General features: G+C 74.3%; 14 protein-coding genes and 1 tRNA gene. 7 read left to right on the top strand and 8 right to left on the bottom strand.

The genetic code is table 11. From position 1 onward, the window contains the following. Positions 1 to 68 precede the first annotated feature (68 nt). From IE248_RS19865 to IE248_RS19845, 5 genes are all read right to left on the bottom strand, one after another. Positions 69 to 1550: a bifunctional phosphatase PAP2/diacylglycerol kinase family protein gene (locus tag IE248_RS19865; protein WP_037797601.1), complete on the bottom strand. Its 1482-nt coding sequence runs from the start codon at positions 1548 to 1550 to the stop codon at positions 69 to 71. Between the two features lie 141 nt (positions 1551 to 1691). After that, positions 1692 to 2966: a thioester domain-containing protein gene (locus tag IE248_RS19860; protein WP_229895413.1), complete on the bottom strand. Its 1275-nt coding sequence runs from the start codon at positions 2964 to 2966 to the stop codon at positions 1692 to 1694. A gap of 170 nt (positions 2967 to 3136) precedes the next feature. Then, complete coding sequence (locus IE248_RS19855) at positions 3137 to 3544, bottom strand: single-stranded DNA-binding protein (RefSeq protein ID WP_037797603.1); 408 nt, start codon at positions 3542 to 3544, stop codon at positions 3137 to 3139. Between the two features lie 100 nt (positions 3545 to 3644). Then, positions 3645 to 5477: a GTPase gene (locus IE248_RS19850; RefSeq protein ID WP_047960578.1), complete on the bottom strand. Its 1833-nt coding sequence runs from the start codon at positions 5475 to 5477 to the stop codon at positions 3645 to 3647. Positions 5478 to 5481: 4 nt separating this feature from the next. Next, complete coding sequence (locus tag IE248_RS19845) at positions 5482 to 7089, bottom strand: dynamin family protein (protein ID WP_037797605.1); 1608 nt, start codon at positions 7087 to 7089, stop codon at positions 5482 to 5484. Between the two features lie 332 nt (positions 7090 to 7421). Here IE248_RS19845 and IE248_RS19840 point away from each other — a divergent pair. Continuing rightward, a tRNA-Arg gene (locus tag IE248_RS19840) sits at positions 7422 to 7494 on the top strand. 129 nt (positions 7495 to 7623) lie between these two features. Here IE248_RS19840 and IE248_RS19835 read toward each other — a convergent pair. Then, positions 7624 to 8157 carry a phospholipase gene (locus IE248_RS19835; RefSeq protein ID WP_268254088.1) on the bottom strand — a complete coding sequence of 178 codons (534 nt, stop codon included), beginning with the start codon at positions 8155 to 8157 and terminating at the stop codon, positions 7624 to 7626. Positions 8158 to 8489: 332 nt separating this feature from the next. Here IE248_RS19835 and IE248_RS19830 point away from each other — a divergent pair, with 332 nt between their 5' ends. Continuing rightward, on the top strand, positions 8490 to 9011 hold the full coding sequence (locus IE248_RS19830; protein WP_037793342.1) for a hypothetical protein: 522 nt from the start codon (positions 8490 to 8492) through the stop codon (positions 9009 to 9011). On the opposite strand, the gene IE248_RS19825 is transcribed toward IE248_RS19830, so the two are convergent. After that, the gene (locus IE248_RS19825) at positions 9008 to 9784 is read right to left on the bottom strand and encodes an alpha/beta fold hydrolase (RefSeq protein ID WP_190031290.1); all 777 of its coding nucleotides are present in this window, start codon (positions 9782 to 9784) and stop codon (positions 9008 to 9010) included. The two genes, IE248_RS19830 and IE248_RS19825, sit on opposite strands and share 4 nt — an antisense overlap. 88 nt (positions 9785 to 9872) lie before the next feature. Between IE248_RS19825 and IE248_RS19820 the strand changes: the two genes are divergently transcribed. The 5 genes from IE248_RS19820 to IE248_RS19800 all read left to right on the top strand — a co-directional run bounded on the left by IE248_RS19820 (position 9873) and on the right by IE248_RS19800 (position 15031). Continuing rightward, positions 9873 to 10577, top strand: coding sequence for a 4'-phosphopantetheinyl transferase family protein (locus IE248_RS19820; protein WP_229895412.1), 705 nt, complete (start codon positions 9873 to 9875; stop codon positions 10575 to 10577). 136 nt (positions 10578 to 10713) lie between these two features. After that, entirely contained in the window at positions 10714 to 11157 is a 444-nt protein-coding gene (locus IE248_RS19815) for a GNAT family N-acetyltransferase (protein ID WP_008741628.1), read from the top strand. 78 nt (positions 11158 to 11235) lie between these two features. Continuing rightward, on the top strand, positions 11236 to 12414 hold the full coding sequence (locus IE248_RS19810; RefSeq protein ID WP_229895411.1) for a S8 family peptidase: 1179 nt from the start codon (positions 11236 to 11238) through the stop codon (positions 12412 to 12414). A 196-nt stretch (positions 12415 to 12610) separates the two neighbouring features. After that, complete coding sequence (locus tag IE248_RS19805; protein WP_073773559.1) at positions 12611 to 13903, top strand: hypothetical protein; 1293 nt, start codon at positions 12611 to 12613, stop codon at positions 13901 to 13903. A gap of 99 nt (positions 13904 to 14002) precedes the next feature. Then, positions 14003 to 15031, top strand: coding sequence for a WxL protein peptidoglycan domain-containing protein (locus IE248_RS19800; protein ID WP_190031288.1), 1029 nt, complete (start codon positions 14003 to 14005; stop codon positions 15029 to 15031). Between the two features lie 114 nt (positions 15032 to 15145). On the opposite strand, the gene IE248_RS19795 is transcribed toward IE248_RS19800, so the two are convergent. Next, on the bottom strand, positions 15146 to 16645 hold the full coding sequence (locus tag IE248_RS19795) for a CoA-acylating methylmalonate-semialdehyde dehydrogenase (RefSeq protein WP_190031287.1): 1500 nt from the start codon (positions 16643 to 16645) through the stop codon (positions 15146 to 15148). Between the last annotated feature and the right edge of the window lie 7 nt (positions 16646 to 16652).

Genomic DNA, 16652 nt, shown 5'->3' with positions numbered 1-16652 from the left:
CTCACTCTAGGGACGCCCGGGGGTCCGGGTCGACCGCAGAACGCGACTTCGTCACGTTCTGTCTTGATCTAGTGCTCGGGCCGGTACACGACGAGCGACTCCGGCAGGCTGTCCAGCACGAAGGAGGTCGGCGCCTGCGCGTACTCCCCGTCGTAGGCGAGGGGCGTACCGGGCGGGATGTCGCCCACCCGCAGGCTGCGCAGCCGGGTGGCGGCGTGGACCGGGGAGCGGGAGAGCGGGCCGGTGAAGGCGGCGGCGAGCAGCCGCGGGGCGGGACGGCCGCCGCCGTGGACGAGGCGTACGTCGAGCAGCCCCTCGCCGAGGCCGTCGCGACGGCGGGGCGTGGGGCCGGTGCCGTGGTACGTGCCGTTGCCGGCGAACAGCAGCCAGACGGAGCGGGGCCGCCCCGCCAGCGTCAGCCGTACGGGATGCTCGGCCCGCATCACGCGCCACGCCGCGAGCAGCGCCGCGGGCCCGCCCCCGATGCGCGGCGCCCACCGCAGCCGGTGCCGGAGCAGCTCGGGGTACGCGCCGATGCTGAAGGTGTTCAGGAAGTAGCCGGGCTCCCCCTCCCCCGGGGCGGGGGTGAAGCGGCCCACGCCGACGTGGACGGCCTCCCCGGCGGCGAGGGCGCGGCAGGTGTCCTCCGTGGACGCGAGGCCGAGGTCGAGGGCGAAGTGGTTGAGGGTGCCTCCGGGGAACACCGCCAGCGGCACCCCGGCCCGCAGCGCGGCGGTGGCGGCCGCGTTGACGGTGCCGTCGCCGCCGCAGATCCCGAGGACCGTGGCCCGGGAGGCCGCCGAGGCCAGCGTCCGCGCCAGGTCGGGGCCCTCGCACTCGATCAGCTCCGCCTTGGGCAGCCGCTCGCGCAGGGCGCCGAGTCCCGCGTCGTTCGCCGTGCCCGACCCGGTGTTGACCACCACCGTCAGCCCGGCCCCGTCGGGCAGGGCCGGCGCCGCGGTGGCCCGCCGCTCGTCACCGGGCACGACCCGGGCCTCCTCGGCGTCCCGCACGAGCCGGTTGACGACGAGCCCCGCCGTCACGCCGAGGGCAGCTCCCGCGAGCACGTCCGAGGGGTAGTGCACACCGGTGTACACGCGGGAGAACGCCACCGAGGCCGCAACCGGCGCCACGACGGCCCCCCAGCCCGGGGAGCGCAGCGCCAGCCCGGCGGCGAAGGCGAAGGCGGACGCCGAGTGCCCCGACGGGAACGAGGTGGTCTGCGGCTGGGTCCTCAGCTGCCGCACCGCCGGGACCCCGGCCAGCAGCGGCCGCCGCCTGCGGACGGACCACTTCCCGAGGGTGTTGACGGTCGCCGAGGCGAGCGCCAGCGAGGCGGCCCCGCTCAGGGCGGCCTTGCGCGCCCGGGCCGAGCCGAAGACGGAGATCGCCGCGGCGGCCCCGCCCCACAGCACCCCGTGGTTCGCGGCGCGCCCGAGGCGCGGCAGCACCCGGTCGGCGCCGGGCCAGTGCCGCCGCGCCACCGCGTCGAACAGCTCCCGGTCCCACCGCGCGAACGCGCCCTGCCAATTCAGCTCTTGATCAGCCATTCCCAGCGCCTACCCGCAGAGGCGGGCGCAGAATCAGCACGCTGCCGATCGGGTCAGCCCGGCCGGATCAGCCCGGCCCGGGTCACGTCGACCCAGGTCAAGCCGCCCGGTTCAGGTCGGCCCGGTTCAGCCCGGCCCGGGTCAGGCCTCTCCGCCCTCCTCGTCCTCCAGCGGCCGCTTGCGCAGCAGCAGGACGACCATCCCGCCCAGCACGACCAGCCCCACGGCGAGCGAGGCGATGACCGGCGTGGCCGCGGAGCTGCCGCTGACGGCGAGCCGCTCCCCGTCCGGGGTCTCCTCCGCGGCCGCCCCGGCCGTCACCCCCGCGCCGGCCGCGGCGGGCGCCACCGGCACGGGCGCGGACAGCTCGCCCATCGTCGCGGTCTCCCCGCCGGTCCCCCCGGCCGGGCCGGCGGTCCGCTGCTTCGGCCACATCGCCTTCGCGGTGACGGTCGTCGCCGACTCGCTGGAGCCGGCCACGATCTGCGCCTGGGCGGGGATCCCGCTGGTGAAGACCCGGCCGACGGGCACCTTGGTGGAGCCCTGGACGGTGACGGAGGCGGAGCCGTCGGGCGTGCCCACCGGGACCTCGAAGTACAGCCGGGTGCCGTTCCCGGCGGTGGTCAGCGGCCGCCCCTCGGCGTCGACCACGCGCACCCCCATGGCGGTGGCCGCCGCGTCCGGGGTGACGCTCACGCTCTGCGCGCCCGTCCGCACCGTGACCGGGCCGAGTCTGCTGCCGACCGGTCCCGACACCTCGCCCGAGACCTCGCCCGGCTCCAGCCCCAGTGAGGCCGGCGGCTCCGGCAGCCGCCCGGCGGCGTGCTGGAGGTAGTCGGCCAGCTTCTCCGCCGCCGGGTCCGAGGCCTCGACCTGGGCCCCTTCCGCGAGCCGCCAGATGGCCACCTGCGTTCCGGCGGCCGCGCTCTCCGCGGTGAGCGCCCCGGCTCCGGCGGCTTTAGCGAGGCCCGCCAGGTCGTTCAGCTGCGGGTAGGAGTGCTCCAGGACCCAGCGGATCCGGCCGGCGTCGCCGTTCTCCGCGAGCGGGCTCGAACCCCACCCGCTCTCCGTGTAGCGGGCCTGGGGCTGCGCGTATCCCGCGGCGCCGACCCCGTACGTCTGGAGCATGCCCCCGCCGTCGACCCGCATCTCGTACAGCCCGGCCGGGATCTGTCTCACGGCCCCGTCCTTGGTGCGCACGACGGCCTGGCCGTACGTCTTCAGCCCGTCCAGCACGGCTCTCGCACCCTCCGGCGCCCGGCCCGCCGGAGCGGCGTCCGCGACGGCCTGGGCCGCCGGAGCGGCGGCGAGGGCGGCGGTGAGCAGCGCCACCGCCAGCGGACGCCGCGCGGAGCCCCGGACCGGCCCGGGAGCGGAAGCGGAAGCCGCGCCCAGGGCCCCGACGGGAGCAGACACGACAGGAGTATCCGGAACAGCCTTGCCAGACGCGTCGGTTGAGGGCGCGCGGCACGCGGCGGATGCGGAGGGTACGGAGGATGCGGGAACGGCAATCGACACAGTCTTCCCCTTCGGGCCAAAGACCCAGGTGCCCGTGAGTACCGGGGAATCCTAACCGCCTCGAACACTCAGACCACCGCCGCCTTCTGAGTGGCCATCAGCGGGGTGTCCGTCCGGACGACCCGGCGGAAGGCCGCCGTACCACGGCTGAGGTCGTGTCCGATGGCGATCGCGTCGATGTCGGCCGAGAACCAGCGGTTGCCCTCCGCGTCGGGCGGGCCCTCCCGGACCCGCAGCCTGCCGTGCACCACGAGCGGTTCGCCGACCGATACGGATCCGGCCAGGTTCACCGCCAGCGTGCGGTGGGCCCACACCGTGTAGAAGCTGGTGGGCGCGTCCGCCCAGGCCTGGCTCTTGCGGTCGAAGTACCGCGGTGTCACCGCGAACCGGAACCTCGCCGACGGACCGCTCGGCGTCTCCTTGAAGTCGATCTGCGTGGCCACATGGCCCACCAGCGTCACCCGGGTGTCGTGCATACCGGCCACCCCTCCCCTTGCGTCCCGCACCCGTACGGTCCATCCGCACGGGGTACGCCCATCGTGGCCCGGCCCCCCGGTCCGCGCTCCGGCCTGTGGACTACTGGCGGGTTGTGGACAACTTCGCCACCGTCGCGTACTGCTCGCGCACCTCCCGGTAGCGCAGCAGCTCCGCCGCCACCGGCTCCAGCACCCGGGCCCGGCCGCAGCCGGCCGCGGCCTGCCGCAGTCGCCGCTCCGCGTCCTGGCCGTAGCGCCGCGCCGGGCCCCGGGCCGCGAGGGAGCAGGCCCACTCGACCAGCGGCCCGCCGACGATGCCCGCGACCATCAGCAGCACCGGCGGCAGCAGGCGCGGTTCCAGGACCCCGGCGATCTGGCCGACCAGCCACAGCCCCCCGTAGACCTGGAGCAGGGTCATGGCCGCCTGTGCCAGCACCGCCGCCGGCCACCACGTGGGCCGCGGGGGCTTCGCGCCCGGCACCGCGACGGCCGCGCCCAGCGTCACCGCGATCTCGTCCAGCGCCTCCGGGAGCCGTTCGCCGCCCCGCACCGCGGTCTCCCGCACCGCCTGCGCCCAGGGGTCGGGCAGCCCGGTCGCCGCTTCCTCGGCGACGGTCCGTACCGCCTGCTCGACGCGCTGGCGCGCGGTCACCTCCTCCTCGGCCGGTGCCTCGAAGGGCGCGGAGGTGCGCCCCATGGCCGCGAGGGAGGCGAGCCCGGCCAGTGAGCGCGGGGCGCGCCTGCTCTCGTACCAGCGCCACAGCCGCAGCCACGGCGTCCCGCACGCCCTCCCGGCGTTGCGGCGCCAGGCGCGCTCGGCGGCGAGGCCCGCCGCGTACGCCCCGACCGCCTCCGCGAGCCGGTCCTCGAACTCGGCGCGCGTGACCTCGCCGATCTCGGGCCCCGGGTGCCCGTCGGCCACGTACAGGGGGTGGAGGCGCACGGCGGCCCGGTCCACGTCCGCCGAGATCCGCCGGGTCGCGGCGCCCTTCTCCTGGGTGAACTGTCCGAGGAGTTCGCGCAGTTCCCCGACGCCCTCACCCGTCAGGGCGGAGACCCCGAGGACGGTGGCTCCCGGCTCGCCGTGCTCGCCGAGCGCGATGCCGTCGTCGTCCAGCAGCCGCCGCAGGTCGTCCAGGACGAGGTCGGCGGACTCGCCGGGCAGCCGGTCCACCTGGTTGAGCACGACGAACGTCACCTCGGCGTGCCCGGCCAGCGGCCGCAGGTACCGCTCGTGCAGCACCGCGTCCGCGTACTTCTCCGGGTCCACCACCCACACCACCGCGTCGACCAGGCCCAGCACCCGGTCCACGTGGTCGCGGTGCGCGCCGACCGCCGAGTCGAGGTCCGGCAGGTCCACGAGGACCATTCCGCGCAGCACCTCCGCCTCCGTGCTCTCGCGGGGCCGGCGGCGCAGCCGTCCGGGGATCTCCAGCCGGTCCAGCAGCCCGGCGGCCCCGTCCGACCAGCTGCACGCGATGGGCGCCGCGGTGGTCGGACGGCGCAGTCCGGTCTCGGAGATCTGCACACCGGCGAGTGAATTGAAGAGCGTGGACTTGCCGCTTCCGGTGGCTCCGGCGATCGCGACGACCGTGTGCTGCGGTGACAGCCCGCGGCGCGCCGCCGCCTCGTCGAGCACCCGGCCGGCCTCGGCGAGGGTCTTGCCGTCGAGCCGGGTCCGGGACAGCCCGACGAGCTGGCGCAGCGCGTCGAGACGCAGCCGCAGGGCCTGCCCTTCGGGGCTGAGCGGGGGCGCGGTCGCCTTGCCGCCGTCGCTGCCCGCGCCGGAGACGGTGCCGGAGACGGCCCGTACGAGCGCCTCGTCGTTCTCGTCGCCGGCGTGCTCGCCGTCGAGGCCGAGGGTCTCGGGGCGCGAGCGCGCGATGAGTCCGTCGTCCCAGCGGTCGTCGGTGCGGTCGGTCAGGGCGGTCACGGCGTCACCTCTCCTTCTGCAGTACGGACAGCGCGGCGATCAGCTCGGCCTGTGGTTCCGGAGTCACTTCGAGGGCTTCCAGGGGGGCCAGACGGCGGTCCCGTTCGGCGCGCAGCACCTGGTCGAGGTGGTCTCCGACGAGTTCCCCGCCCCGGTCGCGCAGCCGTACGGCGGCCTGTACGCCGATCCGCTCGGCGAGCTTCTCCCCGGCGGGCCGGGCGCGCTTGCCGCCGAGGAGGGCGGCGACGAGGAGGGCGGCGACCGCGTCGGGGTCGGGCGCGGGCTGTCTGTCGAGCTTCGAGACCTCCTCCTCGGCGAGTTCCTCCAGGACGCGCCGCCAGCGCCGTACGGCCATGCCGATGCGTTCCCCCGCTTCGCGGTCGGGGCCGGGCAGGGGCACCGCGGCGGAGGCCGGTTCGCGCCGCCAGGCCTCGGCGATGCGCTCGTCGGCGGCGGCCACGGCGCACTGGAGGAGCGCGGAGAGGGATTCCGCGAGGGAGTCGAGCAGTTCGTCGGCGGTGGTGTCGAGCGGGTAGCCGCGCCACCGGGTCAGCGCGTCCCCGGCGAGGACGGCGCCGTTGTCGAGCCGGCTGCGGACCCGCTTGCCCTCCCTCTTGTACGCGTCCTCGACGGCCGAGGTCAGCCGTACGGCGGCGGCGTGCTGGGCGGCGACGGCGGAGGCGAGCTCCGGCATCCGCCGCTTGAGGGAGTCCAGCGCGCCCAGGGCGGTGCGCCCGACGGCGTACTGACGGGCCGCCGGGTCCTTCGCGTGGTGGGTGAGCCAGGCGGACAGCGGTGCGACGGCGCTGGCCGGCAGCAGCCCGCCGCCGCCGGCCGATTCGGGCAGTTCGGGCACCGTGAACCGCGGTACCTCTCCCAGCCCGGCCCGGTTGAGCAGCGCTCCGTACTGGCGCGAGACCTCGGCGAGCACCTGGTGCGGGACCCGGTCGAGGACGATGACGAGGGCGGCCTTGTACTGCTTCGCGGTGCGCAGCAGGTGCCAGGGGATGGCATCGGCGTAGCGGGAGGCGGTGGTGACCATGACCCAGACGTCGGCGGCGCAGAGGAGTTCGGCGGCGAGGGTCCGGTTCTCGACGACGAGGGAGTCGATGTCGGGGGCGTCGAGGACGGCGAGCCCGCGGGGCAGGGTCGAGACGGTCTCGATCCGCAGCTCGCGGGTGGCGTGCGTGTTCCCGTGGGGGGTGTGGCGCTGTGGGGGTGGAAGGGGATCGTCCTCCTCCGGCGGAGCCCAGACCCGCATCAGGTCGGGCAGGACGCGCATCCCCGCGAACCAGTGATGATCATCCGGATGGCAGACGAGCACCGGGGTGCGCGTGGTCGGGCGCAGCACCCCCGCCTCGCTGACCTGCCGTCCGACGAGGGAGTTGACGAGGGTTGATTTGCCGGCCCCGGTCGACCCGCCGACTACGGCGAGCAGCGGCGCCTCGGGCGCCTTGAGCCGGGGTACGAGGTAGTCGTCGAGCTGCGCGAGCAGCTCGGCTCTGGTCTGGCGGGCGCGCGGAGCGCCGGGCAGGGGCAGCGGCAGACGCACGGACGCGACCCGGTCGCGCAGGGCGGACAGGGCATCGAGCAGCTGAGGCCGAACATCCAAGGTCACCACATGCGAAGAATGCCCAATTTGGGACCATTTTTGAAGCTTATACGCCCCCTGCGCGCCGGGCGCGACTCCAGGCAGGACATGATGGACACAGAGGACGAGTGGGGCGCAGGCATAACGAGTGCACAACACCCGGGGCGCCGCGGCGCAAAAGCGATGCGAGAATCGCACCTGCCTGCGATTATCGGGACCGCTTCACCGAACCTCCACATCGTGGCACGCGGGTGAAGCAACCGGGACAAGGCGGCCGGAGCCCTATCCTTGACCCGGCACGGACCACAGCCCCATCCCCACCCGGGGCTCCAGGCCACCACGGCCACCTACCGGCCCCCGTAGCTCAGTGGATAGAGCAGGTGCCTTCTAAGCACTTGGCCGCAGGTTCGAGTCCTGCCGGGGGCACATTTTCTCCATCGACCGAAGCCCTCCCTCAGCGGAGGGCTTTCGTGCTTCCGCGCAGGCCAGCGGCACCCTAGCGAGCGGCTGGTAGCGGCGGCGTAAGCGCTGGGGGCGGGGGTGCCCGCTCTTCGGTCAGGCGGGTGCCGGGGCACTGTTCGGAGCGTTCCCGGGGGCGTTCCCGGGAACTTCCTTCGGGGCTTTTCCCGGGGTGCCCTTGGTTCCGATGCCCAGCTTCTTGACCGCCTGGTAGTAGGTCCAGGCGGTGCCCGCGCAGGAGGTCCGCCTCGCGCCCGCGTACCGGGCGCACACCCGCTTGAGGTCCGCGTAGAAGGCGTCGTCCAGACGGGACTTGTTGGCGGAGAAGGAGCCGGCGGCCTTGTAGTTGCGGTAGCCGAAGTCGTGGCGGGCGCAGGAGGCCCGGAAGGGGAAACCGAGCGGGTTGTCCGGGGACGTGGTGCAGTAGTCGGTCGACCAGTCGAACCCGTACGTGACCCAATGGCCTTGGTTGCCGCGCGCCGCCAGCCACGCGTTGTGGCTCGCCGCGCTGGTCTGCGTCCAGCGGCCGAGCACCTGGGGCTTGTCGGCGGGGACGGCGGCGGAGGCGGGGACGGCCACGGCCAGGACGGCGGCCAGGGCGGAAGCGAGCAACGCGGATGCGGACAGCACGGATGCGGGGCGTGGGGGTGCGGGGCGTGCGGATGCGGACAGGCCGGGTGCGGGGCTGCGGCTCACGGGAGTCCTCCGGGAGTTGACGGTCCGCCGCCCGGACTCCCGGGCGGCGGTGGGGGGATCACTCTCGGAGAAGGGATACCGGCGGCCGCCGCGGCCGGGGTGTTTTCCCGGCTTCACCGCCGGAACGGAGTACGGCCCGCGGTCAACCGGTACTCAGGTAGGACGACCCTGGACTCAGGTATGACGTCGTGTGCTACCTCCGGCAGAGCTTCGGTTCGTCCTGCGGAGGGACGCGCGACCGGCGGTCCACCGCGAACACTTGTCCCATGAACCGCCGTCGCCCGCTCGTCGTCGCCGCAGCCACCGTGGGAGCCCTCGCCACCGCGGCCTTCGCCCTGCCCAACCTCCCGTCCAATCCGGTCACCGACGCCGTCAACGACCGTGTTTTCAAGGAGCGGCAGAAGCGGTTCGCCACCGCCGCCGAGGCACCGTCGCGCGGCGGGACCGCGTTCGCGCTGCCGTCGTGGATACCGAAGGACGCCACCGACGTACGGATACGGGCGCGCACCAGCGGAGAGGCCCGGCTGATCCGGTTCACCCTGGGCAAGACCCCGCTGGACGGCCCGCAGTGCGCCGCCGGGAACCCGAAGCGGCTCGGCGGGACGGAACTCGCGGCGAAGTGGTGGCCGCGGGACACCCGGGCCGAGGAGCTGCCCGAGTGCCGGGACGTCCACCAGTACCAGGTCGCGGTGCGCGGCAAGCACGTCTACGCCTGGACCGATGGAACTCCCTCGCCCGGCTCCCGGATACCCGCCCGGACCACGGCCTCCGCCGCCGCGCCCCGTTAGGCCGGGGTCAGGGCGGCCGCCGCGGCCCGGGCGAAGGCCTCGGGGTTGTCCAGCATGATGTTGTGCCCGCAGTCCGGGACGGAGACGACGGCGACCCCGGCGGCCTCCAGCTCCTCGGCCCCGGCGAGCGGCCCGTCCTCCGCCGGCACCAGGTACGTGCGCGGGATCTTCAGCTCCAGCAGCAGCTCCCGCATGGTGGGCGTGGTGCCTGCGGCGAGGTGGACCGCGGTGCGGTGCAGGGCGGTGCGGCCGGCCAGCCGCATGGTCGACCACCAGTGCGCGCCGACCCGGTCGCGGACCTCGGCCCAGCCGCCGGCGAGGAACTCCTCCTCGGTGTAGGAGGCGATCCTGCTGCTGCCGGCGGTGGGGACGGGGGGCGCCGGGTCCAGGTTGGCGTCCACCAGCACCAGGCGGGAGACGAGCCGGGGGTGCCGGGCGGCCAGCACGATGGCCACCGCGCCGCCCATGCTGTGGGCGATGACCTCGGCGCCGTCGGTACCGCCCGCGCCGGCGGCGTCGAGCGCCTGCGCGAGGGCGTCCGCGTGCGCCTCCAGGGTGTACGAGAACTCCTCGGGCCGGTCGCTGTGCCCGTGCCCCAGCAGGTCGACCAGCAGCGAACGCCGGCCCGCCAGCAGCGGGTGCGTGGCGCTCGCCGCGAAGTAGGCGGGCGAGGTCGAGCCCAGCCCGTGCAGGTACACGCGGGCGGGCTCCGCCCCGGGCAGTTCGGCCCAGCGGATCCGGTCGCCTCCGGATGTCACGGCGGCACTGCGCACGATGGTCGTCCCCCCTGGTCGCGTGCGGTGGAAAGCAGAAAGGATCAACGGTAACCCGCACGTCAACCGCCTCGTCTACCCTCGTCGGGTGACCGAGTACGTGAACCAACTCAGCGGCGGCACACCCCTGATCGGCGCGCCTCCCGCCGGCGCGGAGGCGGCGGTGTGGTCCCTGGACACCACGCTGGCCGAGGTCGGCGGGTTCCGGCTCGACGACGCGCTGCCGGTGCTGGACGCGGCCGAGCGGGAGCGGGCCGGGCGGCTGGTGCGGCCCGGCGACCGGCAGCGCTACCTCGCCTCGCACCTCGGGCTGCGGGTGCTGCTCGGGGGCTACCTGGGGCTGGCGCCGCAGGAGGTCGCGCTGACGCGGGAGGACTGCCCCTGCTGCGGTGCTCCGCACGGCCGTCCGGCGGTCGCCGGGGGCGGGCTCCACTTCTCGCTGTCGCACAGCGGCGACCTGGCGTACTTCGCGTTCGCGGCGGTCACGGTCGGGATCGATGTCGAGGCCGTCCCCGGCGCGGCGGCGGTGGCGGATGTGATGACCTCGCTGCACCCGGCGGAGACGGCGGAGCTGGCCGCCCTGCCCGGGGAGGAGCGGCGGGTTGCGCTGGCGCGGGTGTGGTCGCGCAAGGAGGCGTACCTCAAGGGGACGGGCGCCGGCCTGGCCCTCGGGCTGGCCGACCCGTACATCGGGGCGGGCCCGGAGCCGGCGCAGGTGCCGGGGTGGCTGCTGCGGGATCTCGCGGCCCCGCCGGGATACGGCGCCGCCCTCGCCCTCGCCGTCCGGCACTGAGCCGGCCCCCGCCGCCGGCCGGCCCCGGGGCGGCGTCCCCAGCGCCCGCCGGGGGCGGGGTGGGTGGCGCGGCCGGCTCGCCACGCCGGGTGGAATCACGGTCGCGGCTCGTCGCCCGGCCATTATCGTGACGGCCATGGACATCCGCCCCGCCCGTACCGTCGCCGAATTCCAGGCCGCCGAGGGGCTCTTCGACGGCCCCGCCCGGCTGGACTGGTCCGAGCGCTTCCTGGCCACGCCGGGACACCTGATGCTCATCGCCTACGTCGACGACATCCCCGCCGGGATGGTCTCCGGGGTCGAGATGACCCACCCCGACAAGGGCACGGAGATGTGCCTGTACGAGCTCTCCGTGGACGAGGGCTACCGCCGCCGGGGCATCGGCCGCGCCCTGACCCTGGCCCTCGCCGACGAGGCCCGGGCGCGCGGCTGTTACGGCATGTGGGTCGGCGTGGACACCGACAACGAGGCCGCCCTCGCCACCTACGCCTCCTCCGGCGCCGAGGACGAGGGCGTCTTCGCCATGCGCGGCTGGGTCGTCACCCCGGAGCGGCCCGGTCAGCCGCCGAACCCGAGGTAACTCGCCCGTCGGCGTGTCGTGCGCCCACTCGGCGCACCCTCCGCGCGCCCGCGCCGTGCCTCGCCGAGCATCGGCCGCATGACCGCATTCACCGCGCTGCTCCCGGCCGCCGCCCTGCTCACGGCGGCCGCCGTCCTGCCGCCGCCCGCCACCGCCGCAGCCGACTCCGGCGCCGCCGTCGCCCCGTACGTCGTCGTCCTCAAGGAGGCCGGCCCCCGGGCCCCGCTCCGGGCGCTCGTCGACGAGGCCGCGGAGACGGGCGATCAGGTCGGGGCCGTCTACGACACCGTCCTCGACGGGTTCGCCGTGCGCACCACGGCCGCCCGCGCCGCCGCCCTCGCGGCGGACCCCCGGGTGGCCTCGGTGGAGCCGGACGCGGAGTTCCGTACGAGCGACATCCAGACCCAGACGTCCGCGCCCTGGCCACTGGACCGGATCGACCAGCGCGAACTCCCGCTCGACGGCGCCTACGCGTACGCGACGAAGGCGCAGGGGGTCACCGCGTACATCGTGGACTCCGGGATCAACACCCTCCACCAGGAGTTCGGCGGGCGCGCCCGGGCCGGCTACAACGCGGTGTTCCTCGAAGGCTCCGCCGACTGCAGCGGCCACGGCACGCACGTCGCGGGGACCGTCGGCGGCGTCACGTACGGGGTGGCGAAGGGGGTCTCCCTGGTCTCGGTGAAGGTGGCCGACTGCCGGGGCTCCGGGCGCCTGTCGGGGATCCTGAAGGGCCTCGAATGGATGGTGAAGGACGCCGCCAGGGCTCCCGGCACCCCGGCCGTGGCGAACATGAGCATGGGCGGGACCCCCAGCTTCGCCCTGGACTCGGCGGTGAGGCGGGCGGTGCGCGCCGGGATCACCTTCACGGTGGCCGCCGGGAACGACGGCTCCAACGCCTGCGCCGGGTCGCCGGCCCGCGTCCCGCAGGCCCTCACGGTGGGCGCGACCGACGCCGCGGACCGGCGGGCCCCGTTCTCCGACTACGGCCCCTGTGTGGACCTCTCGGCGCCCGGTGTGGCGGTGACCTCGGCCTGGAAGGGCTCCCCCACCGCCCTCGCCCGCGCGACGGGGACGTCCATGGCGGCCCCGCACGTGACGGGCGTCGCCGCGCTGATCCTCGCGAGCGGCGCGGCGAAGACCCCGGCGCAGGTGGCCGAGGTCCTGCTGCGCTCCGCCTTGACGGGTCATGTCAGCGGCCTCCCGGCCGGTACCCCGAACCTGCTGCTGCACGTGCCCGGCGGCGCCCCCGCGTAGGGCTCACCAACCGGTCGGTATCCGATGTGCCATCAGACCTGGTCTGATGGCACATCAATTTCTGTGCCCTTCACCCGAAAACAAGTCATTGACTTCTCATCACGGCGACGCGTCAATGTCGGCCACCGCACCGGCTCGACCTCCCCCACACAGCGGGTGGGGGGAGGGGTTCGTCTGACGAAGGAGTCGCGACCCAGTGAGTACAACGTTCCGACGAAGAATTCTGGCCGGGGCGGGCGCATTGTCCCTGGCCCTGACGGGTGGCGTCGTGGGCTTGACGGGGACGGCGCAGGCCGCGACCAAGACCACAGCGGTGTTCGTGGAGTGCGACGCGCCGGCGCCGCAGCCCGACGGTTCGGGCAATCAGAACTTCACGGTGACCCTGCCGGACGGCGCGAAGGCCGGGGACGTCGTCCCGATCACGATCGACCCGGGCGCCAGCCCGCTGATCCCCCAGTTCGCGGTGACCACCAAGAACACCACCAAGGTCGCCCTGCTCGTGGGCGGCGCCGCGCAGACGGTCACTGGAGCCCCCGAGACGGTCACCGTCACCCCGGGCGTGCCGCTCGACCCGGGCCCGGTCACCGGCACCATCAAGATCCCGGACGGCACCGAGGGCCTGACGATCGACGTCAAGCTCGACCAGATCGTGACGGACGCGGACCTCGGCGGCACGGTCTTCAGCACCGTCTGCACGCCGAAGCCGCGCCCCAGCGCCGCGCTCGGCTCGATCGCGGTCGAGGCCCTGCCCAAGGACCCGGTCACCACCCGGCTGACGCCCAACAGCGGCAAGGCGGGCACCTCCGTCGTCGCCACCGGCGCCAACTTCCCCGCCGGCGCGGTCACCTGTTCCGCACTGCTCGCCGGTGTGGCCACCGGTGACACCGGCACGGGCTCGGCGGACGCCTCCGGCGCCGCCACCTGCACCGTCACGGTGACCAAGAAGGCCGACGCGATCAAGATCGACGGCTCGGTCACCCCGTACAAGTCCTTCGTGTTCCTGGAGGACCAGGCGGGCGTGAAGAACCCGGTCGACGTCGAGGTCCTGCCCGGACCGCTGGCGCTCGGCCCCAAGGACGGCCAGCCGGCCGTCAGTTTCGGCTCGGTCACCATCAACGGCAAGGCGCAGTCGGTGGTCGGCGTGTTCAACGCCGCGACCGTCCAGGACTTCCGCGGCGGTTCGCTGGGCTGGGACGTGACGGCGACGCGGACGCCGTTCCTGAACCAGACGACCGGCCACTCGATGGCGAGGGCGCAGATCGGCATCCAGCCGTCCTGCACGGTGACCAACCCGGACAGCCCGAGCACCTGCACCGCGGGCACGCCCGGCGCGATCTCCGACACCCCGATGAAGGTGGCCTCCCAGGCGGCCGGCGGGGACGAGCTGACCGGTGGTGAGTTCGCCGTCGGCGGCGCGGGGATGATCCAGCTCCCGCCGTTCATGTTCGCCGACACCTACCAGACGGTCGTCACCTTCTCGATCGCCTGACCGGTCCGGCACGGCTCCAAGGTGGTGCGGCGCCCCGGGCGCCGCACCACCTCCCGCTTTCCGCCCGGCACCTGCCCGTCCCGTCTGGAGACCCCGCCCATGCGCACCCGCACCTCCCTGTACGGTCTGCTCCTCGGCTTCTTCCTCCTGGGTTCGGGGCTGCTCCAGGCCACCCCCGCGACGGCGGCGGACAACGGCACCTGGGGGGTCTTCCCGACGCCCCCGGCCGGGGCGGCGATGACGGACCGCGCGTACTTCTTCCACCAGGGCGCCGCCGGGACCACCGTCGGCGACAGCGCGACGATCCTGAACTCCTCCGACCGGGAGATGACGTTCCAGGTCTTCGCGACCGATGCCACGAACACCCGGGCGGGCGGCGCGTTCGCGCTGTTCCCCGTCGAGACGAAGCCCAGGGACGTCGGCACCTGGATCGCGCTGGCCCCCCAGGCCGCGACCACGGTCACGGTGCCGCCCAAGGGTCGCAAGGACATCCCCTTCACGGTGAAGGTCCCCGAGGACGCGACCCCGGGCGACCACGTCGGCGGGATCGTCGCCGTGAACACCGCGGTGGAGGGCGTCCAGAAGGACGGCAAGGTCCAGGTCGGGGTCAGGCGCCAGGTCGGCGCCCGGCTGTACTTCCGGGTGCCGGGGCCGCTGACGCCCGGGCTGAGCGTGGAGAACGTCCGGGTCAGCCGGAGCGCGCCGGTGGTGCCGTGGGTCAAGGACGCCCGGGCCACCGTCTCGTACACCCTGGTCAACCTGGGCAATGTGGTGGTCGAGCCGAAGGTGGCGGTGTCCGCCGAGGGGCTGTTCGGGCGCGAGGTACTGGCGCGGCCTGCGCGGGAGCTGAAGCTGGTGCTGCTGCCCGGCCAGCGCATCGAGCTGACGGAACCCTGGCCGGACGCGCCGCAGTTGGACCGGGTGAGCGTCAAGGTCGCTGCGGGGGCGGCGGCCTATCCGGATCTGGCCGCGGAATCGGGGACCACCTTCACCGCGGTGCCGTGGCCGGCCGCGGGCACCGTGCTGCTGCTGGCGGGCGCCGGGATCGGCTTCCTGGTGCTGCGGCGGCGGCGCCGCGTCCCCGGGGAACGGGCGGAACCGGCAGCGGACTTGTCCGGCGTCCGCTGACCGGCGGGGGCCAACGGGACTCGCCCCCCGCGTGCGGGACGCGGAGGGCGAGGAGCCAGGGAAGAGGGGCCCGGGAAGAGGAGCCCGGGCGGGGGGCCGGAACCGGCCGATCCGTCAGTGGTTGCGCGGGAACCCGAGGTCCACGCCCGCCGGGGCGTCCGACGGGTCCGGCCAGCGGGTCGTGACGACCTTGCCCCGGGTGTAGAAGTGGATGCCGTCGTTGCCGTAGATGTGGTGGTCGCCGAAGAGCGAGTCCTTCCAGCCACCGAAGGAGTGGTAGCCCACCGGCACCGGGATCGGCACGTTGACGCCGACCATGCCCGCCTCGATCTCCAGCTGGAAGCGGCGGGCCGCGCCGCCGTCCCGCGTGAAGATCGCGGTGCCGTTGCCGAACGGCGAGGCGTTGATGAGCGCCACGCCCTCCTCGTAGGTCTCGGCGCGCAGCACGCACAGCACCGGGCCGAAGATCTCGTCGCGGTAGGCGTCGGAGTCGGTCTTGACGTTGTCCAGCAGCGACAGGCCGATCCAGTGGCCGTTCTCGTTGCCCTCGACCGTGTAGCCGGTGCCGTCGAGGACGACGTCGGCGCCCTGGGCGGCCGCGCCCGTGACGTACGAGGCGACCTTGTCGCGGTGGGCGGCGGTGATCAGCGGGCCCATCTCGGAGGCCGGGTCGTTGCCGGGGCCGATCTTGATCTTCTCGGCGCGCTCGCGGATCTTCTCGACCAGCGCGTCACCGATCGAGCCGACGGCGACGACGGCGGAGATCGCCATGCAGCGCTCACCGGCCGAGCCGTAGGCGGCCGAGACCGCCGCGTCGGCGGCCGCGTCCAGGTCGGCGTCCGGCAGGACCAGCATGTGGTTCTTGGCGCCGCCCAGTGCCTGGACGCGCTTGCCGTTGGCGGAGGCGGTGGTGTGGATGTGGCGGGCGATCGGGGTGGAGCCGACGAAGGACACGGCCGCGATGCCGGGGTGCGCGAGCAGCGCGTCGACGGCCTCCTTGTCGCCGTGCACCACGTTCAGCACGCCGTCGGGCAGGCCGGCCTCGCTCATCAGCTCGGCCAGCTTGTTGGAGGCGGAGGGGTCCTTCTCGCTCGGCTTGAGGATGAAGGTGTTTCCGCAGGCCACGGCCAGCGGGAACATCCACATCGGGACCATCGCCGGGAAGTTGAACGGGGTGATGCCCGCGACCACGCCGAGCGGCTGGCGGATCGAGGAGACGTCCACGCGGCTCGACACGGACGTGGAGAGCTCGCCCTTGAGCTGCGTGGTGATCCCACAGGCCAGCTCGACGATCTCCAGGCCGCGCGCGACCTCGCCCAGCGCGTCCGAGTGCACCTTGCCGTGCTCGGCGGTGATCAGCTCGGCGATCGCGTCGCGGTTGGCGTCCAGCAGGGCGCGGTAGGCGAACAGCACCTTGGTGCGGGCGGCGAGCGAGGACTGGCCCCAGGTCTGGAAGGCCTCCTTCGCCACCTGTACCGCCGCGTCGACCTCGGCGGCCGAGGCCAGGGCGACCTGCGTGGTGACCTCGCCGGTCGCGGGGTCGGTGACCGGGCCGTAGTTGCCCGACGCGCCCTCGACGGTCTTGCCACCGATCCAGTGGTTGACGGTCTTCATGCCTTGC

The organism is Streptomyces goshikiensis (assembly GCF_014650555.1).
Taxonomy (GTDB): domain Bacteria; phylum Actinomycetota; class Actinomycetes; order Streptomycetales; family Streptomycetaceae; genus Streptomyces; species Streptomyces goshikiensis.
This window is presented reverse-complemented; position numbering and strand designations above follow the sequence as displayed.